This is a genomic window from Leifsonia sp. ZF2019, assembly GCF_019924635.1.
Classification (GTDB): domain Bacteria; phylum Actinomycetota; class Actinomycetes; order Actinomycetales; family Microbacteriaceae; genus Leifsonia.
The window spans coordinates 1,665,446-1,691,435 of the sequence record NZ_CP065037.1 but is presented as its reverse complement, the minus strand read 5'-3'; the positions used below and the strand labels follow the sequence as shown (position 1 = coordinate 1,691,435).

At 70.9% G+C, this 25,990-nt stretch carries 22 protein-coding genes and 1 tRNA gene; 8 read left to right on the top strand and 15 right to left on the bottom strand.

Annotation, left to right across the window (positions count from 1 at the left end; all coding sequences use genetic code 11):
* The first annotated feature begins 41 nt into the window (after window positions 1-41).
* A complete protein-coding gene (locus IT072_RS08330; RefSeq protein WP_223360475.1) occupies window positions 42-359 on the top strand; it encodes a hypothetical protein in 318 nt (105 codons plus the stop codon).
* 54 nt (window positions 360-413) lie between these two features.
* On the opposite strand, the gene IT072_RS08325 is transcribed toward IT072_RS08330, so the two are convergent.
* Window positions 414-719, bottom strand: a complete 306-nt coding sequence (locus IT072_RS08325; protein ID WP_223360474.1) for a helix-turn-helix domain-containing protein — start codon at window positions 717-719, stop codon at window positions 414-416.
* A 201-nt stretch (window positions 720-920) separates the two neighbouring features.
* On the opposite strand from IT072_RS08325, the gene IT072_RS08320 reads away from it, so the two are divergent.
* Window positions 921-1,835: a hypothetical protein gene (locus IT072_RS08320; protein WP_223360473.1), complete on the top strand. Its 915-nt coding sequence runs from the start codon at window positions 921-923 to the stop codon at window positions 1,833-1,835.
* A gap of 29 nt (window positions 1,836-1,864) precedes the next feature.
* Here IT072_RS08320 and IT072_RS08315 read toward each other — a convergent pair whose 3' ends face one another.
* The 4 genes from IT072_RS08315 to IT072_RS08300 form a co-directional block, all read right to left on the bottom strand.
* The gene (locus IT072_RS08315; RefSeq protein ID WP_223360472.1) at window positions 1,865-2,749 is read right to left on the bottom strand and encodes a glycosyltransferase family 2 protein; all 885 of its coding nucleotides are present in this window, start codon (window positions 2,747-2,749) and stop codon (window positions 1,865-1,867) included.
* Entirely contained in the window at window positions 2,742-3,560 is an 819-nt protein-coding gene (locus tag IT072_RS08310) for a CDP-alcohol phosphatidyltransferase family protein (protein ID WP_223360471.1), read from the bottom strand. Before IT072_RS08310 ends, IT072_RS08315 begins: the two co-directional genes overlap by 8 nt.
* A gap of 2 nt (window positions 3,561-3,562) precedes the next feature.
* On the bottom strand, window positions 3,563-4,606 hold the full coding sequence (locus IT072_RS08305) for a glycosyltransferase family 2 protein (RefSeq protein WP_223360470.1): 1,044 nt from the start codon (window positions 4,604-4,606) through the stop codon (window positions 3,563-3,565).
* 120 nt (window positions 4,607-4,726) lie between these two features.
* Window positions 4,727-6,526 carry a S1C family serine protease gene (locus IT072_RS08300; protein ID WP_223360469.1) on the bottom strand — a complete coding sequence of 600 codons (1,800 nt, stop codon included), beginning with the start codon at window positions 6,524-6,526 and terminating at the stop codon, window positions 4,727-4,729.
* 166 nt (window positions 6,527-6,692) lie between these two features.
* On the opposite strand from IT072_RS08300, the gene IT072_RS08295 reads away from it, so the two are divergent.
* Window positions 6,693-7,889: a pyridoxal phosphate-dependent aminotransferase gene (locus IT072_RS08295; protein WP_223360468.1), complete on the top strand. Its 1,197-nt coding sequence runs from the start codon at window positions 6,693-6,695 to the stop codon at window positions 7,887-7,889.
* Window positions 7,890-7,937: 48 nt separating this feature from the next.
* On the opposite strand, the gene IT072_RS08290 is transcribed toward IT072_RS08295, so the two are convergent.
* The 7 genes from IT072_RS08290 to IT072_RS08260 are packed head-to-tail and all read right to left on the bottom strand — an operon-like array spanning window position 7,938 to window position 13,907.
* Complete coding sequence (locus tag IT072_RS08290; RefSeq protein ID WP_223360467.1) at window positions 7,938-8,738, bottom strand: carbon-nitrogen hydrolase family protein; 801 nt, start codon at window positions 8,736-8,738, stop codon at window positions 7,938-7,940.
* Entirely contained in the window at window positions 8,735-10,543 is a 1,809-nt protein-coding gene (locus IT072_RS08285; protein WP_223360466.1) for a sensor histidine kinase, read from the bottom strand. The genes IT072_RS08290 and IT072_RS08285 overlap by 4 nt, the downstream gene beginning before the upstream one ends.
* On the bottom strand, window positions 10,540-10,926 hold the full coding sequence (locus tag IT072_RS08280; protein ID WP_223360465.1) for a response regulator transcription factor: 387 nt from the start codon (window positions 10,924-10,926) through the stop codon (window positions 10,540-10,542). Before IT072_RS08280 ends, IT072_RS08285 begins: the two co-directional genes overlap by 4 nt.
* Window positions 10,923-11,078: a hypothetical protein gene (locus IT072_RS08275; protein WP_223360464.1), complete on the bottom strand. Its 156-nt coding sequence runs from the start codon at window positions 11,076-11,078 to the stop codon at window positions 10,923-10,925. Before IT072_RS08275 ends, IT072_RS08280 begins: the two co-directional genes overlap by 4 nt.
* Window positions 11,075-11,851 (bottom strand): PHP domain-containing protein, encoded by a 777-nt coding sequence (locus tag IT072_RS08270; protein WP_223360463.1) that lies wholly within the window; start codon window positions 11,849-11,851, stop codon window positions 11,075-11,077. Before IT072_RS08270 ends, IT072_RS08275 begins: the two co-directional genes overlap by 4 nt.
* Window positions 11,848-12,846 (bottom strand): ATP-grasp domain-containing protein, encoded by a 999-nt coding sequence (locus IT072_RS08265; protein WP_223360462.1) that lies wholly within the window; start codon window positions 12,844-12,846, stop codon window positions 11,848-11,850. Before IT072_RS08265 ends, IT072_RS08270 begins: the two co-directional genes overlap by 4 nt.
* Window positions 12,843-13,907 carry a response regulator gene (locus IT072_RS08260; protein WP_223360461.1) on the bottom strand — a complete coding sequence of 355 codons (1,065 nt, stop codon included), beginning with the start codon at window positions 13,905-13,907 and terminating at the stop codon, window positions 12,843-12,845. The genes IT072_RS08265 and IT072_RS08260 overlap by 4 nt, the downstream gene beginning before the upstream one ends.
* Before the next feature lie 134 nt (window positions 13,908-14,041).
* Between IT072_RS08260 and IT072_RS08255 the strand changes: the two genes are divergently transcribed.
* The 4 genes from IT072_RS08255 to IT072_RS08240 all read left to right on the top strand — a co-directional run bounded on the left by IT072_RS08255 (window position 14,042) and on the right by IT072_RS08240 (window position 19,899).
* Window positions 14,042-14,118: transfer RNA gene (locus IT072_RS08255), tRNA-Met, on the top strand.
* 83 nt (window positions 14,119-14,201) lie between these two features.
* The gene (locus IT072_RS08250; RefSeq protein ID WP_223360460.1) at window positions 14,202-15,755 is read left to right on the top strand and encodes a DUF3375 family protein; all 1,554 of its coding nucleotides are present in this window, start codon (window positions 14,202-14,204) and stop codon (window positions 15,753-15,755) included.
* Window positions 15,752-16,471: a DUF4194 domain-containing protein gene (locus IT072_RS08245; RefSeq protein ID WP_223360459.1), complete on the top strand. Its 720-nt coding sequence runs from the start codon at window positions 15,752-15,754 to the stop codon at window positions 16,469-16,471. Before IT072_RS08250 ends, IT072_RS08245 begins: the two co-directional genes overlap by 4 nt.
* Window positions 16,468-19,899 carry an ATP-binding protein gene (locus tag IT072_RS08240; protein WP_223360458.1) on the top strand — a complete coding sequence of 1,144 codons (3,432 nt, stop codon included), beginning with the start codon at window positions 16,468-16,470 and terminating at the stop codon, window positions 19,897-19,899. The genes IT072_RS08245 and IT072_RS08240 overlap by 4 nt, the downstream gene beginning before the upstream one ends.
* 10 nt (window positions 19,900-19,909) lie before the next feature.
* On the opposite strand, the gene IT072_RS08235 is transcribed toward IT072_RS08240, so the two are convergent.
* Window positions 19,910-20,428: an isochorismatase family protein gene (locus tag IT072_RS08235; protein WP_223360457.1), complete on the bottom strand. Its 519-nt coding sequence runs from the start codon at window positions 20,426-20,428 to the stop codon at window positions 19,910-19,912.
* 90 nt (window positions 20,429-20,518) lie between these two features.
* Here IT072_RS08235 and IT072_RS08230 point away from each other — a divergent pair, with 90 nt between their 5' ends.
* Entirely contained in the window at window positions 20,519-21,658 is a 1,140-nt protein-coding gene (locus tag IT072_RS08230) for an ROK family transcriptional regulator (protein ID WP_223360456.1), read from the top strand.
* A gap of 19 nt (window positions 21,659-21,677) precedes the next feature.
* On the opposite strand, the gene IT072_RS08225 is transcribed toward IT072_RS08230, so the two are convergent.
* Both IT072_RS08225 and IT072_RS08220 read right to left on the bottom strand, forming a co-directional pair.
* Window positions 21,678-22,874: an ROK family transcriptional regulator gene (locus tag IT072_RS08225; RefSeq protein WP_223360455.1), complete on the bottom strand. Its 1,197-nt coding sequence runs from the start codon at window positions 22,872-22,874 to the stop codon at window positions 21,678-21,680.
* Between the two features lie 173 nt (window positions 22,875-23,047).
* Window positions 23,048-25,972 carry a UPF0182 family membrane protein gene (locus IT072_RS08220; protein WP_223360454.1) on the bottom strand — a complete coding sequence of 975 codons (2,925 nt, stop codon included), beginning with the start codon at window positions 25,970-25,972 and terminating at the stop codon, window positions 23,048-23,050.
* Window positions 25,973-25,990 lie beyond the last annotated feature (18 nt).

The window sequence follows — 25,990 nt, the reverse complement described above, 5'->3', positions numbered from 1 at the left end:
CGGGGGCGGGAGCGTCGGACGGGGTGGCTAACGTCGTCGGCATGAGAGACCGACGAAACCTCCGCAGCCCCCGTCCCGCCTTGCCGCTCCGCCGCTTCGCGTATCGCGTCCCGTGGAGCGTCGACCGCAGCACCGCTCCGCACTATCGGCTCGTGAACACCGGCGGCGACGTGCTCACGGGCGTCAGCGTCAGCGTGGCGGGCCACTCCGAACTGCGCATGAGCGCACCCACCTCCGTGAGCCCGGGCGAATGGGTCAGAGCGAGCCTTTCCGGCTCCGACCTGGCGCGTGACACCATCCTCGTCGTTCGCTGGTTCCCACCGGACGGCCGCGAGTACCTCTGGCAGGTGTCGTTCTGAGCCGGCGGGCCGGCGAGGGTCGAGCCCTCGCCGGCCGGAGGATCGCGGGCGAGGCTAGGAGACCCGGCTCGTGTCGCGGGCGCGGATGTAGTCAGCAGCCGTGAGTACGGTCAGTTCGGCCGGAAGATGCTCTGCGGTGATCGCCTCCGTGAAGTACCCGATATCGCGTCCGAGCACGCTGGCGATCCGCAGCACGGTCAAGAGGCTCGGGTTGGCCGTACCGCGCTCGATCTTGCCGTAGTTCGTCACGTGCATCTGGGCGAGGTCGGCGACGGCCTCCTGACTCAGCCCGAGCTCGATGCGGGCCATCCGAACACGGCTCCCGAAGATCTCCGCGGCGGGAGAGAGTGGTTCTAGCATGTCTCATTCCTAGTGATCAGCCGTCGACAGGGCCAGAGCGCTAGAGCCTCAGGAGGTTAGAGCATCAAATGCATCGAACGCATGCATCCAGCTTCACCGCCTCGGGTGCAACCGCTGTGGGCCATGGGCGCGCGGGTGCGCGAGACGACCAGAGCCGTCAGCTGAATGCCCGCTCGGGCAGTGCGCCTACACTCTGTAGCAATGGCCAAGAAGCAGCTCCCCTACGTCTCCGCGACCGGCGGACCGCCGCGTGGCGGCGACACGCCCCGACTCGTCGACGCCACCCTCGATCGGTTCCTGGGCGTCCAGCGCCCGGCGGTCATCGCCCACCTCCGCGCGCTGCGACGACGGCATCCCGAGGCGACCGGGCCCGAACTGGCGGCCATGCTCGAACGGCGGTACCTCGCGGCGGTCACCACCGGAGGCGCTGCGGTCGGCGCGACGGCGGTGATCCCGGCCATCGGCACGGGGATCACACTGGCGCTGTCGGGGCTCGAGACCGCCGCCTTCCTGGAGGCGACCGCGCTCTATGCGCAGTCGCTCAGCGAACTGCACGGAATCGCGGTCGACGACCCGAACCGCGCGCGAGCGCTCGTCCTCACGATGATGCTGGGCAAGGAGGGCTCCGATCTCGTGCGGCAACTGGCCGGGCAGGTGGGCGGGGGAAGCGTGACCCGCACGGCCTACTGGGGTGAACTCGTCACGTCCACACTGCCGTCGATGGTGGTCGGACCGCTGGTCGACCGGTTGAAGAGCGTATTCCTTCGGCAGTTCGCGGTCCGCGGTGGTGCGGGGATCGTGGCGCGCGCGATCCCGTTCGGGGTCGGGGCCGTCGTCGGAGGAGCCGGCAACAACATCCTCGGCCGCCGAGTGGTGCACAACTCGCGATTGGCCTTCGGCGCCGCGCCTCTCGCGGTGCCCGCGACCCTCCAGCCCGGCGACGGGCCGGGCGCCGTGATCCGTCTCGGCCGCGCGACGGGGGACCGCGTACTCCGGGTCGGCACGGTGATCCGCGGAGCACTCCCTCGACGCGCGGGCACCCGATCGTCTGTGGCACCGGTTCCCGAACCGCACGAGCTCGATGCGGCGGACGGAGCGGACGGGCCGACGGCCTGAGAGGCCCCGGCCATCAGACAGGCGGCCGCTCAGACGATCGGCGGGCGCCCGGCACGTGCCATGCGCCAGACGGTGCGCCACCGGATCGGCCGCCGTTCACCGGGATCCGTGCGCCACCCCTCGACCCAGCCGCCGAACCAGGCACGCAGCACCGCGGGCTTGCGGAACCAGCGCAGGAGCTGGATGCCGGTCCACGAGCCGACATAGACCGGGACGAGGACGGCGGGGAGATTGCGCCGGGCCAACCAGACGCGATTGCGGGCGTTGAGGCGGTAGTAATAGGCGTGGCGGGTGGGAGACACAGCCGGGTGCTCGGCAAGGAGATCGCCCGCGTACCAGACCCGCTTGTCCTGATCCCACACCTTCCACGCGAGATCGATGCCCTCGTGGGCGTAGAAGAACGGATCGGCCCACCCGCCGGCACGCTCGAACACGGTGCGAGGAAGCACGATCGCCGCCTCCAGCACCGAGAACACGGTGCTCGACGCCGTCGGATCGCCCTTGCGGATCCGCGGGATCCAGCGCCGCGGCGATTCCCCGCCGTCCGGGTCGGCGAGCCGGGGTTGCAGCATCCCGATCGACGGATCCTCGACGAGGAGGCCGATGGCGTCGGCGAGGAAGGTCGGAGACGGGATGCTCGCATCGTCGTCGAGGAAGAAGAGCCACTCGCCGTTCACGAGCGGAACACCGCGGTTGCGGCCGGCCGGGATACCGAGGTTCTCGGGCAGCGCGAGCGCCGCGACGCCGTCCGGGAGGGGCGGTTCGGCGGTCGCCGGGTCCCAGCCGTTGCCGACGACGACGATGTCGATGCGAACACCCCGCTGCGCCAGCACGGACTCGAGACCGTGCCGCAGCTCGACGGAGCGGGTGCCCTGCGTGAGCACCACGACGCCGACGGCGGGCTGCTCAGCCACGGACGCGCCGGGAGGCCATGATCGCGACGAAGTGCCCGATCACGGCGAGGAGGGCGAGCGGGACGAGAGCCGAGAGAAGAATCCGATCCGCGAGGACCGGACCGATGAAGAGCCCGACGATCGCGAACACGAAGATCAGGATCGTCAGCTCGACCGAGTGGTACAGGCGGTGGAACGGCAGGTAGCGCGCCGCCCGGCGGAGCGAGGCGATCACACCGTTGGTCGGCGCGTACGCAGCCTTCGTGTCCGCGAGCTTGGGGAGGCCTGCGTTGGCGCGGGCGACCCGGACCATGTCGTTCAGAGCTTTGTTCAGCACGATCAGCAGCGCGAGGAGCGTACCGAGGTTCGTCCAGAGGAAGTCCTGGGGCGCCTCGAACGGGAAGCCCGCGGCGCGCACGCCGAGGACGATCGCGATGAGCGTCTCCGTGGTGTAGTGGCCCACGTTGTCGAGGAATATCCCGGCGGGCGACGACGTCTTGCGCCAGCGCGCGACTTCACCGTCGCAGCAGTCGACCAGCATCTGCAGCTGGCCCAGGACGAGCGCAAGCGCCGCTCCCCCGATGCCCGGGACGAGCAGGCTGGCCGCGGTGGCCCAGCCGGTCAGGATCATCAGTCCGGTGACGCCGTTGGCGGAGATGGAGGTCTTGAGCAGGATCCACGTGAGGTACGGCGAGAGCATGCGCAGGTACAGCGACGCCGTCCAGTGCTCGGCGTTGCGACGGCCGCGGACCTCGGGCGGCTGTGCGACCGCCTTGAGCTCGGCGATCGAGGCCGGGCGGGTCGTCCGCGCCCCGCTACCCTGTGCTGACATGCCTACCTTCCCGTATGGGCCGTGATGTTGCGCGTGAGAGACAGGTACCCGAGCACGAAACCGGTCCCCCAGCAGAAATGAATGCACGGCAAGACTACGAGAAACCAGAGGAAGGGGCGAAAACCGTCGCGACGCCCCCAGAGCACGGCGGAGACCACGACGATCAGCAGGTAGAAGGCGGGCGCGGCGAAGCCCCACAGAAGCCACGGCGCGGCCCCCACCGCATTCTGCACGATGCCGACCAGGCCGAGGAGCGTGCCGATGGCGACGCCCAGAACCATCACGGGCGGAGCGAAATAGCGCAGGCCATTGGAGGCCGGATACCGGCGAGCCAGCTCGCCGCGCCAGATACCCGTCGAGAAGAATTGGCGGCCCAGCCGATAGAGATTGGGTCGCGGGCGGTACGTGACCGTCAGCCGCGGGGTGAACCAGACCGTACCGCCCGAGTGCCGGATGCGCCGATTCAGCTCCCAGTCCTGGCCGCGCTTGATCTCCTCGTCGAAGAGCCCGACTTCCAGCAGCTTGTCGCGTCGGAACACGCCCAGGTAGACCGTCTCGGCGGCGCCCGCGGAGCCGCCCACGTGGAGCTTGGTGCCGCCCAGACCGACCCGGCTGCCGTATGCGCGCGCCACCGCCCGCTCGAAATCGGTGGTGCCCTGCGCGTCCATCAGACCGCCGACGTTGTCGGCACCGGTCTCGAGCATCGTCTCCACGGCGATGCGGGTGTAGTCGACGGGAAGCACGCTGTGCGCGTCGACGCGGACGATGATCGGGAAGTGCGACTCGCGGATGGCCAGGTTGAGCCCGGCCGGCGTGGACCCGACGACGTTGTCGACGACTCGGATGCGCTGGTCGACGGCCGCGAGCTCCTCCACGAGCTCGGTGGTTCCGTCGATGCTCGGACCGAGGGCGATGGTCACCTCGATCGGGCCCGCGTAGTCCTGCGCCAGCAGGCTGTCGACGGCGGCGCGGACGTGTGTCGCCTCGTTGAGCACGGGCATCACGTACGAGACACCGGGCACGGTGTTCGGGGTGTCGTCCGGCATGCGTTCCATTCGTGATTCCAGGGTCCGCCCGAGCCTACCAGCCGGTTGCTGAGCGGCTTCGATGCACGAGGAAGGCGCCCCGTGCCGGGCACGGGGCGCCTATCCGGTCGCGGGGCGGGGTCAGTTCGCCGTCAGCGAGCCCAGAGTGACCGTCGCGGTCTTCGTCTGGCCGTCGCGCACATAGGTGAGCTCGGCCGTGGCACCGGCTGCGAGCGCGCGCACCTGGGCGGTGAGGTCGGTCGCGTCGGTGATGGGCACGCCGTTGACGTTGACGACGATGTCGCCCGCCTTCAGTCCGGCACCGGCGGCGGCACCGCCAGACGTAACCTCCTTGATCAGCGCGCCGACGGTGGTCGCCTTGCTGTCGGAGCTGGCGTCGGCGACGGAGGCGCCCAGGAGGCCGTGCGTGGCAGAGCCGTTCTTGATCAGCTCGTCGGAGATCCGCTTGGCGAGGTTCGACGGGATCGCGAAGCCGACGCCGATGCTTCCGGACTGGCCGCTCGAGTCGCTGCTGCTGTTCGCGCTGGCGATCGCGACGTTGACGCCGATGAGCTCGCCCTTGCTGTTGAGCAGCGCGCCGCCCGAGTTGCCGGGGTTGATCGACGCGTCGGTCTGGATCACCGGCAGCGAGATCGTGCCCTTCGAGGTGGACTGCTGCTGCTGGGAGCCGCTGCCGCCCTGGCCCGGGAAGTCGAAGTTGAACGGGTTCTGCGAGCCACCGTTGCCGTTTCCATTGCCGTTGCCGTCGCTGCCGTCGCTCGACTTCGGCGCGGCCGAGGACGCGATGCTGATGCTGCGGTTGAGAGCGCTGACGATGCCGTCGGTGACGGTGCCGGAGAGTCCGAGCGGGGCTCCGATCGCGACGGCGGTGTCGCCGACGTTGAGCTTGCTCGAGTCGGCGAACGTCATCGGGGTCATGCCGGACGCCCCGTCGAGCTTGATCACCGCGAGGTCGGTCGTCGGGTCGGTGCCGACGATCTTCGCCGAGTAGATCTTGCCGTCGTTGTCGGTCACGCTGATGGAGACATCGGAGGCGGCACCGTCGAGGGTGACGACGTGCGTGTTGGTCAGGATGTACCCGTCCGACGTGAGGACGATGCCCGAGCCGGTGCCGCCTTCGCTGGAGGCGGTGACCGAGATGGTCACGACGCTCGGCGAAGCCTTGGCGGCGACGGCCGTGACCGTGGTGGCGTTGTTGGCATCGTTCACGGTGATGTTCTGCGGACCCGAGACGGTCTTCATCGTGGCGTTGTTCGAGTTGGCAGCCGAGTAGATGCCGACGCCGGCGCCGGCGCCGGCCAGGCCGCCGACGAGGGCGCCGATCGCGAGCGTGGCGATGATGAGGCCGGTGTTGCGCTTCTTGGCCGGACGGTCGGCCCCGGGGGCACCGGGGGCGCCGGGTGCCGGTGTGCCCGGCGCTGCGGCGTACGCGTGCTGGTGGGCGTGCGGGGCGTAGCCGCCTGCCGGGGCGGCGCCGGCGTAGGCCGGCTGACCGAACGAGCCGTTGCCGTAGTCGGGCTGCTGCTGCGCGGTCGGCTGCTGCGCGGTCGGCTGCTGCGCGGTCGGCTGCTGCGCGGTCGGCTGGGCTCCGTACGGCTGCTGAGGCGCGACCGGCTGGGTCGGCTGCGTCTGCTGCGGGGCGACAGGCTGCGTGGGCTGAGCCGCGGGAGCGCTCCATCCACCGGCCGGGGCGGCCGGCGCGGCCTCGGGGGCGGTGGGCTGCTCGACGACGAGCGGAGCGGGCGTCTCGATGACAGGAACGGCAGGCGCATCGGCGGCCGGAGCGGCGGGGGCCTCGGCGGCCGACCCGGCGACGGCCGGGGTGTCGGTGGAGGCGGTGCTGCCAGCATCCACGACCGCGTCGGTGTCGGCGTCGTGCTGGGCCTTCGCGGGCTCCGGGGTGATCGGGGTGTCGGTCATGGTGTTGCTCCTTCCAAGCACAGACAGCTTGGGACGCGAACCTGGGTGTTCTATTTGCGCCCCCTGTGGGCTGCCTTCCGCCTGTCGATGACTCTCCCTAACGTAGTCGACGGGTCGCGCGCCGCCCGGGCGGTTAGGTTGGAGAGCAGCGGAGAAAGGGGTGGACATGTCGGTCTCGGGAGCCTGGCGTCGAGCGGCGGGCGGGGCGGGTCTGCTCGGCTCCGACGGTTCGGTCCGTCCGACGATCTTCGCCGAGATGAGCGCCCTGGCCTCCCGCACGGGCGCGATCAATCTGGGGCAGGGGTTCCCCGACGAGGACGGTCCCGCTGAGGTGCTCGAGGCCGCGGTCGCCGCGATCCGCTCGGGCGCCAACCAGTATCCGCCCGGCCCGGGCATCCCCGCACTCCGGCAGGCCGTCGCGGAGCACCAGCACCGGTTCTACGGCCTCGAGCCGGATCCCGACAGGGAGGTGCTGATCACCGCGGGCGCCACCGAAGCCATCGCCGCCACGTTGCTCGCCCTGCTGGAGCCTGGCGACGAGGTCGTGACCTTCGAGCCCTTCTACGACGAGTACGGCGCCATGATCGCCCTGGCCGGAGGCCGCCACGTCACGGTGCCGCTCGAACCTCCCACGTTCCTCCCCGATCCCGACCGGTTGCGAGCGGCAGTGACAGACAGGACGCGCGTCATCCTCGTGAACACGCCCCACAATCCGACCGGGACCGTCTTCGACCGCGAACTGCTCACCACCATCGTCGAGCTCGCCGAGCGCCACGACGCCGTGATCGTGACCGACGAGGTCTACGAGCACCTCACCTTCGGGCCCGAGCACATTCCCGTCGCGACGCTGCCGGGTGCACAGGGGCGCACCGTGACGATCTCCTCGGGCGGGAAGACCTTCAACACCACCGGATGGAAGGTGGGCTGGCTCACCGCTCCCCCGGAGCTGGTGACCGCGGTGCTGGCGGTGAAGCAGTTCCTGACCTACGTGAACGGGGCGCCGTTCCAGCCGGCCATCGCCACGGGCCTCGCACTGCCCGACTCGTTCTTCTCCGGTATCGCCGCGGAGCTCGCACGCAAGCGGGACATCCTGTCCGCCGGTCTCCGGGAGGCAGGGTTCGGCGTTCTGCCGACCGATGGCACATACTTCGTCGTCGCGGACGCGGCTCCGCTCGGCCACTCCGACGCGGTCGGCTTCTGCCGGGCGCTCCCGGAACTCGCCGGGGTGGTGGGCGTCCCGCTCGCCGCGTTCTGCCGCCCCGAGTACGCGGCGCGCACCGCCTCCCTGGGCCGCTTCGCGTTCTGCAAGCGGGAGGCCGTGCTCACCGAGGCCGCCGCGCGGCTCTCGGCGCTGCGGGCCTGAGGAAGCGGCGCCCGCGGCCTGGCCGGCGGCCTGCTCGGTCAGGATCGCTCAATCGCGTGGAACCACCCGGTAGCGCCGCAGGGCGAGAGCGGGATTGACCTCGCGGACCTGCCGCACCCGGTCCCGGGAGACGTCGGCGATCGCGACCCCGGCCACCTCGGCGACGCCCGCGACCACGGCACCCATCGGATCGACGATCGCGCTGCCCCCGACCGCGATCGGCGGGGTGTGGTCGGCGGCCGCCACATAGAGCGTGTTCTCGATCGCGCGCGCCTGCAGGAGCGTGGACCAGTGATGTTCCTTTAGCGGCCCGCGCACCCACTCCGCGGGGATCGCCACCAGCTCGGCGCCGGCGTCGGCGAGGGTGCGCGTCACCTCCGGGAATCGCAGGTCGTAGCAGGTCTGCATCCCCACCCGGAGCCCGTCGACCTCGAAGATCTGCGGCTCGACCGTCTCACCGGCGACGACCCAGTCGGACTCGCGGGAGCCGAACGCGTCGTACAGGTGCTGCTTGCGGTAGACCGCGACGACGTCGCCGCTCGGCGCCACGGCGACGAGGGCGTTGGCGAAGCGACGCCGCTCCCCGGTGCTCTCGACCAGACCGGCGACGATGTGGACGCCGTGATCCCGCGCCGCACGGGCGAGCGCGCCGACGAACGCGCCGTCGAGCGCCTCCGCGTTGCGCGCGAACGACGGACCCAGCGGGTCGGTGAAGTACGAGGAGTACTCGGGAAAGACGACGAGCCGGGCACCGCGCTCGGCTGCGACAGCCACCAACCCCGCGACCGTGTCGCGGTTGTGCGTCTTGTCGTCCCGCGGGGTGAACTGGGCGACCGCGACGGCGGTCATGATGCCGTGCCCTGCACCGACCCGGCGGCGGGCCGCGCGTCGGCGCCGGGGAGCGCCTCCACGACCGGCTGCGGGGTCTCCACCGGCAGGGCCAGACTGATCGAGGTGCCGATGCCCTCCTCGCTCGCGATGTCGAGCCGTCCGCCGTGGGCGGTGACGATCGCCTTCGTGATCGTGAGGCCGAGCCCGACGCCCGGGACCGCGTTGCGCGTCGCGGTGGACGCGCGGAAGAACCGCTGCGAGAGCTGGCTCAGCTCGACCGCGGGGATGCCGATGCCGGTGTCGGTCACCGCGATGACGGCCTCGTCCCGACCGGATCGCAGCGACACGGTGACCGTGCCGCCCGACGGAGTGAACTTCACCGCGTTGGAGATGAGGTTGTCGACGGCCTGTCCCAGGCGTACCGCGTCGCCCCGGACGACCACCTGCTGCTCGGGCACCTCACCGACCAGCGCGACCCCAGCGGCCCCGGCCACCGGCCGCGCGGACTCGACGGAGGCGGCGACGACGGAACTGAGCTCGACGTCCGTGATGTCCAGGGGGAAGCGGCCCGATTCGACCTGCGCGGTGAAGAGCAGGTCCCCCACCAGACGCAGGAGCCGGTGGGCGTTGCGCTCGGCGACGCCCAGATACTGCAGCTGCTCGTCCGACAGGGGCGACTCGTCGTCGTCGCGCATGAGCTCGAGGTAGCCGAGGATCGAGCTGAGCGGGGTGCGGAGCTCGTGCGAGATGAGCCCGACGAACTCGTCCTTGAGGCGCGCGAACTCGCGAGCCTGGGTCATATCGGTCGCGACGAAGATGAAGCCGACCCGGTGCCCGTTCTCGTCGAGCCGCGGAGTGGCGGCCACCTGCACCGGCACGAGCTTGCCGTCGGCCCGCACGTAGGTCCAGTCGCGGACATCGGCGTACCCGGCGCGCACTGTATCGACCAGGGCCGAGAAGTCGTCCGCGCTGGCGACCGTCGTGAAGCGCGCATCCATGTCGCGCAGCCGATCCTCGAGCTCGGATTCGAGATGGAACTCGACGATGTGCCGGCGACCCTCGACGACCTGCTTCTCGGTCAGTCCGAGCATCTTCTCCGCGCCCGGGTTCCAGACGTCGATGAGGCCGTCGAGATCGGTGCCGATGACGGACTGCTCGGTGACTGCGTTCCAGATGCTCTGGATGAGGCGGTTCGCCGTCTTGAGCCTCGCCTCGTTGAGCACGAGTTCGTCCTGGGCCGTGACGGCGTGGGCGAGCAGCTCGGCGCGTTGCTCGGCCGCCGCCCGCGTGACGATGAGCTGCGCCCGCAACCGGTGCGCGATCTCGTTGACGACCGTTGCGAGGATCAGATACACGACCGGCGAGAAGAGTGCGCGTACGAGGTCGACCGGTGTGCTGGGGACACTGGTCGCGAAGATCGGCGCCAACAGCACGGCGAACATGCCCAGCGTCGCGATCAGGATGTTCCTCCGCCCCTCCTCCGTGGCGATCGACACGAACGGGAGCAACAGGATGACGACGATCGGCGAGGCCGCGCCGCCGGTGCCCAGACGCAGCAGGCCGATCGCGAACAGTGAGAGGACGGGGACGACCACGATCCAGGCCCCGTGGAACCGGGGCCACGGCACGACGGCGGCGAGGACGGTGGCAACGACGATCAGGCCGATCGACGCCCAGACGAACTCCAGGTTGTCGACCGGCACGAAATTCGGGATCAGCGCGACGGTGAGGGCCAGCAGGAATCCCACCAGGGTGGGGACCTGCTTCATGAGGACCGACGGCGAGTCGATCGGGAGACGGCCGAGCCAGCGGTCGAGCGTCATGCGGTGGCCTCGATCTCGAGCATCTGCCGGATACGCTCCGACAGCACGCGCGGGCTGAACGGCTTGACGATGAAGCCGTCGGACCGCTCGGCGACGACGCCGTGATCCGTGAGTAGCTGCACCGACGCCGAGACCATGAGGATGCGGGTGCGGGGCCGTTGGGCCCGGATCACCTCCGCCACCTCGACGCCGTTCAATGCGGGCATCGAGATGTCGAGCACGGCGAGGTCGACGTCCTCGGCGAGCAGCGCGTCGAGGGCGGCGCGGCCGTTGTCCACAGCTGCGGCGACCTCCACGCCGGCGCGCTTCGCCGCGATCACCATGAGCCCCCGGATGTCGTCATCGTCATCCGCGATGACGATGCGGGGAACCGCTCCGCTCACGAGAAGAACACCACCCGGACGACGACGATCGCCGCGAGGACGAGCAGCGCGATCCCCCCGTAGACCGGCAGGCGCAGCTCCCAGCGGCGGTTCTGGTCGATCTCGCGCTGGAGCTCTGCGCGCTGGGCACGGTTCAGCTCGACGGGGCTCATTGTTCGTCCTCATCCTCGGTCGCGATCTTGCCGGCCGCCGCGGTGAGGAGCGCGGTCACGCGGTCGTACCGCCCGACGTCGGTCGCGATGTGGCTGTCGGTGGAGGCAACGATACGCGCTCCCGCGCGGTGGAGGGCGACGATCGCGTCGGCTCCCGGGCACTCCCATTTCTCGTTCACCTCGACGACCGTCCCCGTCGCTGCCGCGGCCTGCGCCCAGGCGGCGAGCCGGTCGGCGCCGAGCTCGGCCTCGTCGAGGCCGACCTTCGGCAGGATGGAGAACCAGTGGGCGAGCTGTGCGTGCGGGGTGCGCTCCATCGCCCGGATGCTTGCGGTGACGAGCAGGTCGAGGGCGTCGTCCGCGCTGAGGCCCGCGGCGATCCGGTCACGCGTCGCCTGCGGGGACCAGGGGCCGTCCGTGCCGGGGAACTGGTGGTCACCGATCACGATCGCGTCGACGCCGCCGCGCCCGACCACGAGGTCGGTCGGGATGTCGACCGCGCCCGACACGTCCAGCAGTTTGGTCTCGACGCCCGTGACGACGGTCAGCCCGGCCGGGACCGGCTCTGCGGCGACCGCCGCGACGAACTCGGGTACCCAGGTGGTGGAGGCGCGCACGTGGTCGTTGAGTCGCAGACGCGCGAGACCGGCGGCCTTCGCAGCGGCGATGTTCTCGGCGAGGGTGCTGACGGCGTCGTCCGAGAAGGTGGAGTGCACGTGGTAATCGCCGCGCAGCAGCGCGGAGACGTCCAGCACGGCGGGTGCGCCGGTCACTCGTCGAGCTCGTCCGCGTGCGCCGCGTTCTCCGAGACCAGCACGTCCGCGGGGTCGAGGAAGACGTCTTCGAGGAAGCGCACGTTGGCGAGCTCGCGGAAGTCGACGGACGACGGCACCTCGCGGCCCAGCACCAGGTCGAGCAGGAGGGACGGCATGTCGACGCCGGCCGCAATGGTGAGCGGCATGGCCCCGGGGAAGCGCGGGTTCACCTCGAGCAGCGCGGGCACGCCCTCCACGCTGTAGCGCAGCTGCACGTTGGCGACGCCGGTGAGGCCGATCGCCCTGGCCACGGCCGCCGCCGTGTCGGAGAGCTCGGCGCGCTTGACGGTGCGCCCGGCGATCGAGACACCCGAGTCCACGCGCTCGCGCGAGCGCGGCACCGCGGCGATCACGCCGCCGTCGAGACCGGCGAGCACGTCGACCGAGAACTCCTCACCCGGCAGGTTCTCCTGGATGAGGATGCTGTCGTCGAGCGTCAGCCCCTCCAGCGCGTCGCGATCGGGGATGAGCCGGACGCCGCGGGATCCCGCACCGCTGCGGGGCTTGACGATGACCGGGAAGTCCCAATCCTCCGCGACGCCCTCGGCAGTGAGCAGCCGGGTGAGCGGGATGCGCGCCGCGCCGTCCACCCGCTGGGCGAGGGCGTGCTTGTCGAGGCAGGTGACGAGAGTCTCGTAGCTCGGCGCCGCGAGGGCCGTACCGACCGCGAGGAGCTCGTCCCGGCGGGCGGCCAGCCCCGGCAGCTCGACGTCGACCGTCGAGAACAGCACGTCGACGCCGTCGGTGCGGCACATCGTGATGAGCTCGTCGACGAAAGTCTCCGAGCGGCCTGCGGGGACGATGCGGCGATTCCCCGCGGCCACCAGGTAGAGGCCGCTCGCCCAGCCGTCCATGTCGGCGGCGAGCACGTCGACGTCGTCCCTCGCCAGCAGCGAGCGGATGACGGCGACGCCCGCGGGCCCGCCCGCGCCGGTCACGAGAACTCTGGTCATTCGGCGGTCCTTCGGATTCGGGCCTCGGTCGAGATCGTCGAGGCGGGGATGGAGATGTCCGCCGTGTCGCGCATCACCTCGAGCGGCTCGCACCAGGTGCCGCCGCCGAAGCGCGACCAGTAGCGGGCCGTCGCGAGCACGAAGTCGTGCTCGAGGTACGCGCGCAGGTCCTGCGAGCGGAAGCAGTCGATGAGCGCGAGCTTGGCGTCGGTGAATCCGTCGATCGGCACGAACCGGGTCGGCCGGAAGTCGATCGTCGCGCTGGGGCTCTGGAAGCAGCAGACCGTGCGCACGATGCGGGTCGCCACGCTGACGGCGGCGTTCACCGCCCGATGATCCTGGTGGCGGTCGTGCGCGGAGTGGGTGTAGACGATGTCCGGGTTCACCTCGCGCACGACGCGCTCGATGATGCCGACCGTCGGGTCGGCCGCCGAGATCCGGGTGTCCTCCAGGTCTTCCAGGAACAGTCGCGCTCCGAGCAGCTCGGCGGCCGCGAGCGACTCGTGCTGACGGTCGTTGGCGTCTCCGCCCCGCGCTCCGCGCGACAGGGTCAGGATGACCACCTGGTTGCCGGCGTCGCGGTGCGCGGCGAGGATGCCGCCGACGCCGATCTCGACGTCATCGGGATGGGCTCCGACCGCGAGGACCACCTGCTGGCGGTTGGCTGAGCGCTTGGTGCGCCCCTCCTCGGCCAAGCGCGTCACGATCGACACGAGGTCGGCCGACGCGACCGGCTTGGTGAGGAACTCGTCCGCCTGGCTGCGCAGAGCCGCGACCGCGTAGTCGACGGAGACGTGCGCCGTCATGACGACGACCGGCATCCCCGGGTACTGCGCGCGCAGATCCTTGAGGAGGTCGAGCCCCGAGATGCCCGGCATCTCGATGTCGGTCAGCACCAGATCGGGCTCGAAGTCGGCGACGGTCGAAAGCGCGCGCGACGGGTCCGTCACCGCGGCGACCACCGCGTCCGCCCGCTTCTCGAGCACGGTCTTCATGAAGAAGGCCACATCCGGGTCGTCCTCGATCACGACGACCCGGTACTTCTGTGCAACACTCGCCATACGCTTCCCCTACGTCCTGCTCCCGACTTTAGTGGGACGGACGGTCTACCACGCGGAGAATCGCGCCGGACGCGCCCGGGATCGCGGCTCGATTTCCCGGCCTCCCCGCGCCGTGATAGAGTCATTTCTTGTGACGCGGGGTGGAGCAGCTCGGTAGCTCGCTGGGCTCATAACCCAGAGGTCGTAGGTTCAAATCCTGCCCCCGCAACCAGACAGGCCCGGACTTCGGGGAGAAATCCCCGGTCCGGGCCTTTTTTGACCCCGGGGTCTCGTGGCCCTCGAGCGCGGAGGAACATGGACGAGGCCCTCGCCGCCGACACCGTCGCGGACGCCTGGGAGCAGCATCCCACCTGGGCGCTGCTGCGCAGCCACAACGGACGGTGGATCCTCCCCCTGTTCTCACGCCACCTCGAATTCGCCGACGGCCCGGTCTCCGCCGATTGGTTCCACGGCAAGGTGGCGGAGGCGCTCGGCACGATCGCGGAGGGCGACGCCTCCCCCGCCTCCGACGACGCCGCCGCCATGGACACGCCCGCCGACGGTGCGGCACTCCCCCGCCGTTCCGCCCCCGCCGACTACTGCCGCACCTGGGTCGACAACCGCTGGCTCGTTCGCTCCCGGCCCCACGACCGCGAGGGGCGCGCCGAATACCGCCTGTCGCAGCACTCCCTCCAGGCGCTCCGCATCGTGCGCGAGCTGGTGGAGGCGGACTCCGTCGTGTCGGAGGCCCGCTTCGGCAGCATCGCGCACGCGGTGCACCAGCTCGCCGACATGGCCGACCCCGACGTCGGGACTCAGCTCGCGCGGATCGACGACGAGATCGCGCAGCTGCAGGCCCGGCGCGAGCGCATCGCCGCGGGCGGCCTCGAGACGGTCGACGGCGAAGCGGTGCGTCGCCAGCTGCGGGAGGTGCTGCGCCTCACCGCCTCCCTGCCCGAGGACTTCCGCCGGCTCAGCGCCATGGTCGAGCAGCGGCACCGCGAGGTCGCCCGCCGCGCGACCGAGGAGCAGGTCGGCAAAGGCGCACTGGTCGAGCAGTACCTCCGCGACAACGACCTCCTCGAGCAGACACCGGAGGGGCGCGCGTACCGCGGCTTCGCCACGATGCTCTCGTCGCGCGGACTCGACGGCATGCGCGCCGACCTCGAGCGCGTGCTCTCCCAGCCGGACACCGCGACGGGGATGACCGAGCGCCAGCGCATGCAGCTGGAGACCCTGATCGGCTCGCTCCTCGCGGAGGAGCAGACAGTGCAGGAGACCTACCTGCGCTGGATGTCGTCGCTGCGCCGGTTCCTGAGCCGGTCGGGCGCTGCCCGGCACCAGCGCCTCCTCTCGCTCGCCGATCAGGCCCTCGCCGCGGGAGCGCACTGGGCGCAGGTGCGTCCGGGACCGGTGTCGGTGCCGGAGGATGTGCTCGGCCTCGGCCCGTGGGCGCTGACCGACATCACGCAGACCCAGGTGTGGCGCGGCGGCGAACGGCCCGAGATCGGCGTCGCCGTGACCGAGAGCAGGGACGCGCTGCCCGATTCGGAGCGAGCCGCACTGCGCCTCGCCGTCGGGACGGGACCGGACGCCGTGCAGGAGACCGTCCAGCGCCTCCTGGCGGAGCGCGGCACGGTCACCGGAGCCGAGGTCTTCGCGGCGACGCCGCCGGAGTTCCGCCGGCTCGGCCTCCTGATCAGCCTCCTCGACCACGCCGCAGAGCGGGACGCGGTGCAGGACGGCACCGACACCGTCCGCATCGACGTACCGGACGAGCCGGCCCGCGAGGTGACCTTCCCGCGATCCCGTTTCGGCGGCGCGGACGATGAGACGGCCGCGGCACGCGGCGGGAGGACGGAACGATGAGCGAGATCATCACCGAGACCGGATCGGACCGTGGGGCCGAGGCGGCGACGAACGACGCCGACGGCGCGACCGACGCGTTCGGCGACGCCGCCGACGAGCGGCTCCCGCTCGCCGCCCGGCGCGCACTGGTCGCCCTGTTGACCAGCCGGTTCATCACCCGTTCGACGCATCCGGAGGCGTGGGGCGGGCTGATCGATCACGAGGACGAGGTGCGCACCCGTCTTGAGGAGATCTTCCTCACCTTGTCGATCGACCGCGACCACGAGGTGGCGTTCAAGCGGCAGAGCGCCGAGGACGGCGCCCCCGTGCTCCTCCGTCGCGAGAAGCCGCTGTCGCGCGACGCGTCGCTGCTGCTCGTCCTGCTGCGTCAGGAGCACGCGTACACGGACGCCTCCGACGACGCGGTGACCGTGAGCCGTGACCACATCTCCGAGTTCCTCGGCCGATTCCAGACCGACGCCGCGCACGACGAGGTGCGCGTCGACCGGCGCATCCGTGCGGCGATCGCGGCGATGGAGCGGATCGGGCTGCTCGTCCCCGAGACCGACGACCCCGATCTCTATGTCGTCTCACCCGCCGTCGTGCCGCTGGTCACGACCACCGAGCTCGCGCACCTGACACGCCTCTTCCAGGAAGCGAGCGGCGCCGAGCTGCGCGGCGACGACGGGGCGGACGCCGACGACACCCGCATCGACGCCACGGAGGTGGACGCGTGACCGATCTGCTGACGACCGGCCCCGAACAGCTGGACGACGACCTCCCCGTGGCCGACGGGCTCATCCACAGCGGTCAGTTCCGGATCGAGCAGGTGCAGCTGCTCAACTGGGGCAGCTACGACGACCTCCACACCATGCCCGTCGGCCGCGGAGGTCTTGCGATCCTCGGCCCGACGGGGCGCGGCAAGTCCACAGTGCTCGACGCGATGGCCGCCGTCGTCATGCCCAATCCCCAGGAGTTCAACCGGGCGGCGCGCGACGACACCCGCCAGCGGTCGGAGCGGACCGTCTACAGCTACGCGCGCGGTAAGACCGATGAGGTCCGCGAGGCGGGCTCCGATGTCACGACCACGCACTTCCTGCGTCCGCTCGGAACCGCCTTCGCCTCCGGCGCGGCCATCACCTGGCGCACGGAACTGGGCGAGACGATCACGGCCGCTCGCCTGGCGTGGCTCGGTCGCGACACCGCGACGCAGGACGAGGTCACCGCCGCCACGGTCTACGTCTTCGTACAGGGCGAGTTCCCCCTGACGCGCCTGGCCGAGCTGCGGCCGGAGCCGGGCAGCTCGTCGCCGTTGACGCGCGGCTCGCTCGGCCGGCTCGTCGACCCCGTCCGCGACCTGGTGACCGGCTCGCAGCCCGAGTTCCGCGTTCGCCTGTGCACCGAGCTCGGCATCGGCGGCAGCGACGAGTCACAGCTGAAGGCCCTCACGCTGCTGCGCCGGGCGCAGGCGTCGAAGGGTGTGTTCTCGATCGACGACCTGTTCAAGCAGTTCGTTCTCACCGAGCCGCGCGCACTCTCGCGCTGGGAGACCACGCTGTCCAGCTACCGCGAGGCCTCCGCCCTCTACGACGTCTTCGAGACCACCAGACGCAAGCTCGAGGTGCTCGCCGACGTGCCCGCACGCGCCGAGCAGTACCGTGCGGCGCTCGACGACGCGACCGGCAAGCGCCGGCTTCTGGCGCCGCTCGACGGCGAGGAGAGCAGCCGGCTCTGGGTCTGGCTCTCCGAGAAGGTGGCGGACTGGGTGCGTGGCGAAGTCGACCGCGTCCGCGACGCCAAGCGCGAGCAGGAGGCGCTGCGCCGGGCGGCCGCCGACGAGGAGGCCGCCGCCCACCGTGCCCACAAGGACGCCCTCGACGAGCTCGCCGCGCTCGGCGGCGACCCCTCCGAGGCGATCCGCCGGGAGCAGGAGGTCGCGGCGATGATGCTCTCCCAGCTGGAGCGCGAACGCGACCGCGCTGCGCGCACGTTGACCAGCGCCGGCCTCGACCTGCCCTTGACCGCCGACGAGCTCGCGGAGTCGAAGGAGCGCGCCCTCGCCCTGCTGGCGGAGCCCTCCGAGACCGGTGACGACCGCTCGCAGCGGTGGGAGCTCGCCGCCCGCGTGGAGGCCGTGAAGCGCTCCCTGGCCGAGAAGACCGCACAGAAGAGCTCGTACGAGCGACGTCGCAGCAATGTCCCGCCCGAGGCCGACGCGCGCCGGCGCCGGATCGCGGAGGGGATCGGACTCGCCCCGGAGGAGGTCCCGTACGCCGGTGAGCTGTTCGAGGTCGCGCCGGGTCACCGCGACTGGGCGCGCGCCGTCGAGCGGGTGCTCGGCGACCTCGCGACCCACCTGGTGATCGACGAGCGCCGCTTCGCCGCAGCCCGGCGCTTCGTCAATGACAACGACATGCGCGGCCGGGTCGTGCTCGTACCCGCGGTCGCAGACGCCCCGTCCGAGCGGACGGCGACAGAGGGCACCGTCCCCGCGCTGCTCGCGTTCGACGAGCAGAGCCCGTTCCGCGGATGGCTGCACGACGAGATCGTCGCGGACCGGACCGTCCTGTGCGTCGAGACTCCGGACGAATTGGACGCGCCGCTCCCCGCCGGCGTCAGGGGCGCAGTGACCCGGGCCGGGCTGCGCACGGGATCCCGCAACAGGGTCATCAAGGACGACCGCGGTGCGGAGTCGTGGATCGGTCTGGACAACGCCCCGCGCATCGTGGAGCTCGCTGCAGAGATCGAACGGCTCGAGGCCGAGCTCGATCAGGCGCGCACGGCCTCCGACGCCGCCGAGGCTCGATCGGCCGGTGAACGTCACCGCCGTGACGCGCTCGCATCGGTGGCGGACCTCGACTGGGCGACGATCGACGTGGCCCCGGCCGTCGAGCGCGTCGCCGAGTTGGACCGCCGCCTGGAGCGCGTCGCGGTCGACCGCCCGGAGATCGCCGAGCTGACCGCTGCGGCCGACCGCGAGGACGAGGCCCGGCTGGCCGCGGCCCGGCGCGGCGCCGGCATCCAGCGCGTGATCGACCAGCTCGACGCCGAGCACGCCGCCCTCGCCGACATCGAGGACGAGGTCGCCGACCACCTGGCCGACGCGACCGGGCTCGACGCCGACGAGCGCGCACTCCTCGGCTCACTGCCCTTCGCCGCGCCGCGCGAGGCGGCCGACGTGCGGCGCCGGTACCTGGACGCCGAGCGACTCGTGCGCGATCAGATCGAGGCGCACGACCGCGTCCAGGAACAGTCGGAGTCACTCCTGGTCGGCGCGTTCCAGCGATTCCGCGAGCTGGACCCGTCGGCGGAGCTGGACGCGACGATCGACAGCCTGCCCGCCGCCCTCGCGGTTCAACGCGCCCTCGTCGAGGACGACCTGCCGCGCGCGAAGTCGGAATGGCTCGCCAAGGCGGGCGCGAACATGGGCGACAGTCTCCGCGCCCTCCTCACTCAGATCGAGGAGGACGCCCGGGCCATCCGTCGCGGCGTGCGGCCGATCTCCGCCGCCCTGCACGGCATCGAATTCCGCGAGGGCTCCACGCTCGACATCGACCCGCGGCCGGCCGGCAACAGCGACCTGACGGAGTTCACGCGCACCCTGCGCAAACACACCGCGGCCGAACCGGGCGAGACCCGCGATCCCGCGCGGATCGAGCGTGACTTCCTCTCCCTCCGGGCCGATCTCGGTCGGCTGGAGGAGCGCTCGCGCGCCGGCGAGGCCTGGCGGCGCCGCGTGCTCGACGCGCGCGAGCACTTCCAGTTCCGTGCGATCGAGACGCGCCGCGACGGCACCCAGATCGTGCACGAGGGGGTGGCAGGCAAATCCGGCGGCGAGGGCCAGGAGCTCATTGCCTTCGTGCTCGGCGCCGCGCTGCGCTATCGCCTGGGCGACGGGACCGACCGGGTTCCCGTGTACGCGCCGATCGTGCTCGACGAGGGATTCGTGAAGGCGGACAACGAGTACACCGGCCGCGCGCTCTCGGCCCTGCGCGGGCTCGGCTTCCAGCTGATCGTCGGCGCTCCGCGCGACAAGGTGAACGCCTTCGAGCAGCACGTGGAGAGCGTGGCCTACGTCACGGGTGACCCGGCGCGTCCCGGGCGATCGCGCATCTACGCCCTCAGCATCCGGGAGGCGGTGGAGCTGGAGCGCATCGCGGACTGAGGGAGCGGCATCAGCGGAACGCCACCTCGTCGAGCTCCACGACCTCCACTCCGGCGGCGGTGAGCTCGAGGGTCACGCGCGCGACGATCTCCTGCGCGGGGATCTCCGCGTCGAACGTGGCGTGCGCGCCCGTGGGCACGACGACGTCGAAACCGCGCTCCAGCGCGCCGAGTGCGGTGGCCTGCACGCACAGCTCGCTCTGCAGCCCGGCCACGACGAGGGTGTCGACCCCCATCGCGTGGAGCACGTCGGCGAGGGCCGGGTTCGAGAGGAAGGTGTCGGGGACATCTTTGCGCACGACGGGCTCGCCCGGCTCTGGCGGGAAGACCAGCTCCCATCCCGGGGTCCCCGGTTCGTCCGGATCGCCCACGGCTCCGTCGTTCTCGACGTGGATCACGGGGACGCCCGCTTCGCGCGCCGCGTCGAGCAGGCCACCCAGTGCCCTCCGGAGATCGTCGGCCCCGTCGACGGCGTCGTCGCCCTCCAGCATCGTGCGCTGCACGTCGACGAGCATCAATCCATACCCCATGACCCCATCTTGCGCCCCATTCGCTAGGGTCGTAAGGGTCGCCGCGGCCGGATGGGCCGACGACGGCGCACGGCGAGGACGGCAGAGGCAGTGACAGACGAACCCGGCAAGGCCACGCAGGCCGCCGTCCGCGAGCGGAATCTCACGACGGCTCTGCAGCTGGTGCTCTCCGGCAACGGCACGGCCACCCGGGCGAGCATCGCCCGGAGGACCGGCCTCACCTCGGCGACCGTCTCCTCCCTTCTCGGCGGCCTGATCGCCGACGGGCTCGTGGCCGAGGGCGAACGCGCCGAGAGCACCGGCGGCAAGAGGGCGACCACGCTCCGGGTGGACACGGAACGGCAGGTGCTGCTGTCGGTGCTCGTACAGCCCGGACTCGTGCGCGGAGCCGTGCTGAGCATGCTCGGAGAAGAGCTGCACCGGACCTCCCTCCGTCCGTCCTCCCCCGGCTCCGTCGACGACGTCCGCACCGTCATCCGCAGGCTCGCCGCCACGACCGGAGCGCGGATCGCCGCGGTCGGCGTGCAGGTGCCCGGCATCGCGGACGGCTCCCTCATCCGGGAAAGCGTCCAGCTCGGCTGGCGCGACCTCGACCTCGTGCGCGAACTCTCCGGAGCGGTCGACGCGCCCATCCATCTGGTGAACGACGCCGACGCCGAGGCGATCGCCGACACCTCCGCCGACGACGGCTTCGGCGCCAACCGTCTCTTCGTCTCGTTGAGCACCGGCGTCGGCGCCGCGGTCATCGTCGACGGGATGGTCGTGGCGGGTGCCGCGCACCGGGCGGGTGAGATCGGCCACGTGCCCGTGCTGTTCGGCGACGATGCACCGCTCTGCGCGTGCGGCAACCGCGGATGCCTCGAAGAGGTCGTCTCTGTGACCAGCCTGCTCGGGCTCCCCCACGGCGCCGACCTCGAGGCCGTCGACATCGCGGCGCTGGCCGCCGCCCCGGAGGCGCGCGAGCGGATAGCGTCGGGCGCCCGGGTCCTCGCCCGCGCCCTCCTTCTGGTCGGGGCGGCCCTGGATGTGCCCACCGTGGTGCTGGGCGGAGCGTCGGCCGAACTGGGGCCCGAGTTCATCGGGCATCTGCGCGCCGAGGCGGCCCGCCATCCCGTGCGCGCGGCCATGCCGCTGAGCTTCCGTTACACGCGCTCGGCCATCGACCAGCCGTTCCGGGGCGCTGCGCAGCACGCCCTCCACTCGACCTTCGGGGTCACCTGGGCGCGTTGACCCACCACCGGGTCGCGTCTCAGGAGACGCCGAGTTGCGCGGACATCACCAGGATGACACAGCCGCGGAGCACGATGTCGCGGCCGAGCGCGGTCATCCTGACCGCGGACGCGGAGTGGAAGCCCGCCATGGTGCGGTTGTCGAGCGTGCGGCGGACGGCGCCGATGAGGGCGCCGTCCAGCAGCTCCTCCGGGCCGCTCAGCACGACCTCGCCGAGATCGAGCGCCCCGACGATCGGTGCGAGCGCGACCCCGAGCCGCTGCCCCGCCTCGCGGAGCACGGGCTCGATCGATCGTCCCGCGATGGCGGCCGCGGCCACCCGTGACTCCAGGCGCGGCACCGCCAGCCAGGCCTCGAGCACCTGCTCACGGTCGTACGGGGCCTCGGTCCCGTCGTCCGTGCCGACCATCACCTGACCGATCTCGCCGGCCGCGAACCGGCTGCCGACGACAAGCGCTCCGGCGACGAGCAGGCCGGAGCCGACACCGTGCCCCACCTTGACGAGCATCATGTCGCCCTCCGCGGCGCCGAACCCGTGCTCGGCGAGCACCGCGGCATTCGCGTCGTTGGCGACGAAGACGGCCCGCCCGGTCCGCTCGGCGACGAGCCGTTGGAGAGGCACGTCCGTCCATCCGAGGTTCGGCGCCGCGACGATGGCACCGCTCGCGTCGACCACACCGGGCGAGCCGATGCCGATGCCCAGCACGGGCGCGGTGGCCAGCTCGACCAGGCGCGAGACGAGGTCGAGAGCCTTGGCGATCGCGGCCTCGCCCTTGCTCCCCGCGAGCAGCACCTCCGCGCTGCGCAGCACCGTGCCGTCGATGTCCATCACGGCTCCGCGGAAGACGGCGTGCTCGCTGAGGTCGACACCGATGATCTGCGTGGCGCCGCGGTCCATGTCGAGCAGGACCGCGGGCTTGCCCGGCCGCGCATCGTCGCGCTGCCCCAGCTCGACGACGAGGCCATCCGCGATCAGCTCGCCGACGAGATCCGAGATCGTGACCCGGGTGAGGCCGGTTCCCCGCGCCAGATCGGCGCGGCTCGCTCGACCGTCGCGGTACAGGGACTGGAGCACGAGCGAGCGGTTGTGGTTGCGGGCGTGCTCCGGCAGCACCTTCGTCCGCGGACGCAGGGCGCGCCCCGGGATCATCGCCCCGTCGACGGTCGGGCCTACCGGATCCGAGGACGGCGGACGGCGGACATCATCGAGGAGCATGTTTGTTAGTAAAGTGGACAATCAAAGTTCTGGCAAGTGCTTCGGCGCCGGTCGTGCGAACCGGCACGGATCCCGTGCGGGCTTACGGCGGTCCCCGACGATAGCCGCGCGGCGCGCGAAACACGACGGCGCCCGTGCGAGCGATCCGCACGGGCGCCGTCGTGTTCGTGGTGCTACTTGCCCTCGGCCGCGATCGCGTCCTGGAGGGCCTGCTGCAGTCGCGCATCGGCCTGGCCGTAGGCGGCCCAGTCTCCGGCCTTCAGGGCCGTCTCGCGGTCGGCGAGAGCCTGCTTGGCCTGCTGCAGCGCCGCTTGCAGAGCGGCGTTGTTCGTCGTCCCGGTCGAGCCGGTGCCCGATCCGGTGCCGCTGCCTGCTCCGGTGTCCGTACCGGTTCCGGCACCGGTTTCACCTCCCGGCGGAACGTTGTTGTCTCCCGCGCTCGCCCCGGAGTCTCCGCCGAACAGTGCGTCCAGAGCCTGATCGAGGGTGTCCTCGAACGCGATCTTGTCGCCGAAGGCCACGAGCACCTTCTGGAGGAGCGGGTAGCTCGTCTCGCCGGTCGACTTGACGTAGACGGGTTGCACGTAGAGCAGACCGCCGCCCACCGGCAGGGTGAGCAGGTTGCCGTTGATCACATCCGTCTTCCCCTGGCGCAGGAGGTTGAGCTCCTGCGACACCGTCGGGTCGGAGTTGAAGTTGTTCTGCACCTGACCCGGCCCCGGTATGGTGTCGCTGGTGGGCAGGGACAAGAGTCTCAACTTGCCGTAACCGGCGGCGACCTTCCCCTTGGTGGAGCCCGCGTCGGCATCGACGGCCAAGTAGCCCTTCAGGACCGATCTGCTGGCCTCACTGGATGCCTGGGGGATGAACGTCGTGTAGAGCGAGAAGCTCGGCGAGGTCTGGCCCGGCATCTGCATCGTCAGGTAGTACGGCGGCTGGAGCGTCGGATCCGTCGACGAGGAGGTCGGGTCGTTCGGCGTCGTCCAGGCGTCCTCCCGGGAGTAGAACGATCCCGCGTCGGTCACGTGGTACTGCCCGAGCACCGAGCGCTGCACCTTGAACAGGTCTGCCGGGTAGCGCACGTGGCTGAGCAGCTGCGCGCTCATGTCGCTGATCGGCTTGACCGTCGACGGGTAGACCTTCTCCCACGTCTTGAGCACAGGATCCTTCGCGTCCCACGCGTACAGGGTCACGGAACCGTCGTAGGCGTCCACGGTGGCCTTCACCGAGTTGCGGATGTAGTTGATGTCGTCGAAGGCGTAGGCCGGCTTCGGCGTCTCCGTGTCCGCGATGGCGTCGCTCAGGCTGCCGACGTGCGAGTAGGGGTACTGGTCGCTCGTCGTGTAGCCGTCGATGATCCACTTCACCCGGCCGTCGACCACGGCGGGGTACGCCTGCGAGTCGAGGGTGAGGTAGGGGGCGACCTTCTGGACGCGCTTGATCGGGTCACGGTCGTACAGGATCTGCGAGTCGTTGTTGACCGCGTCCGACAGCACGATCTGCTCGTCCTGGAACTTCAGCGCGTAGACGAGCCGCTTGAAGATGTTGTCGAGCTTCGGTCCGGCGTTGCCGGAGAACGTCGTATACGTCTGCTGCGCACCGTCCGCACCGCCGGGGTAGTCGAGCTCCACCGACTTCGACCCCTTCGGTGCGCCGACGATGGAGTAGGTGGGCGACTGCTGGCCGAAGTAGATCCGCGGCTCGTACTCTCCGAGGGTGCCCTGCGTCGGGATGCCGTACTCCATGAAGACCGGCTGGCCGTCTGTCGAGCGCTGGTTGCCGTACGCGGCGACCAGGCCGTAGCCGTGGGTGTACACCAGCGTGTCGTTGTACCAGTTGCGGGCGCTGGTGAGGCCCGACTGCTGCAGCTCGCGCACCGAGACCACCGCGTCCTGCTCGTTGCCGTCGATCGTGTAGCGGTCGACGTTGAGCGTGTTCGGGAAGGCGTAGTACTGGCGGAACTGCTGCAGCTGGCGGAACGACGGGCTCACGATCGCCGGGTCGATGATGCGGATCTGCGCGGTCGTCTGGGCGTCCTGGCGGAGCGCGCCCGCCTCGGCATCGGTCTTGGCGTCGTACGGGATGACCTCGATGTCGCTGAGGCCGTACGCCGCGCGCGTCGCGTCGATGGAGTCCTGGATGTAGGGCGTCTCCAGTGTCTTCTGGCTCGGCTCGACCTGGAACCGCTGGATGACCCACGGGAAGATCGCGCCGACCACCAGAGCCGAGACGATGAGGAGCGCCGTGCCGACCAGCGGGAACCGCCAGCGGCCGACGAACGCGGTCACGATGAACAGGATGGCGACGAACACCGCTGCGCCCGCGAGGATCGCGCGGGCAGGGATCGTGGCGTTCACGTCGGTGTAGGCGGCGCCGTTGATCATGTCGCCGACGTTCGAATCGGTGACCGTCGCGTAGCGATCGAGCCAGATGCTGACGCCCTGCAGGAGCAGGTAGAGCGCGGACACGACGGAGATCTGCACGCGCGCGGCCTTGCTGATGCGGACCTCACGGCCCGAGACGCGGATGGACCCGTATAGGTAGCAGGTGGCCAGCGTCGCGATCAGCGCGATGAGCACGACCGCGGACGCGAAGCCCACGGCGCTGCGGTAGAACGGCAGCGCGAAGACGTAGAAGCCGATGTCGAGCTTGAACAGCGGGTCCGTCTTGCCGAAGGGAGTGCCGTTGATCCAGGTCGCGGCGAGCTGCCAGCGGCTGGCCGACGAGACGCCGGCGAAGATGCCGAAGACGATCGGGATGCCGTACATCGCGAGCCGGCGCAGCGGCTCGATGACCTGCTGGTAGCGGTCGAGCTGGCTGTTGAGCTTCGCGTAGACCGGCCGCAGCCGGTACGCGAACTGGATGCAGGCCCAGAGCGGCAGCGCCATGCCCAGGAACCCGACGAAGAACATCGCGATGGCGCCGAACCATTGCGTCGTCAGCACATTCAGGAACCCGACCTGCTGGTACCACAGGATGTCCGCGTAGAGTCCGGCGAAGACGAAGAACAGGATCACCAGGGCGACGATCACCCCGAGGGTGATCCAGATGGCCGCGCGGCGGCGTCCTGCTGGTCGTGCGGCGGTTGTTGAACTCACGTGCGGCCCTCTTGCTCT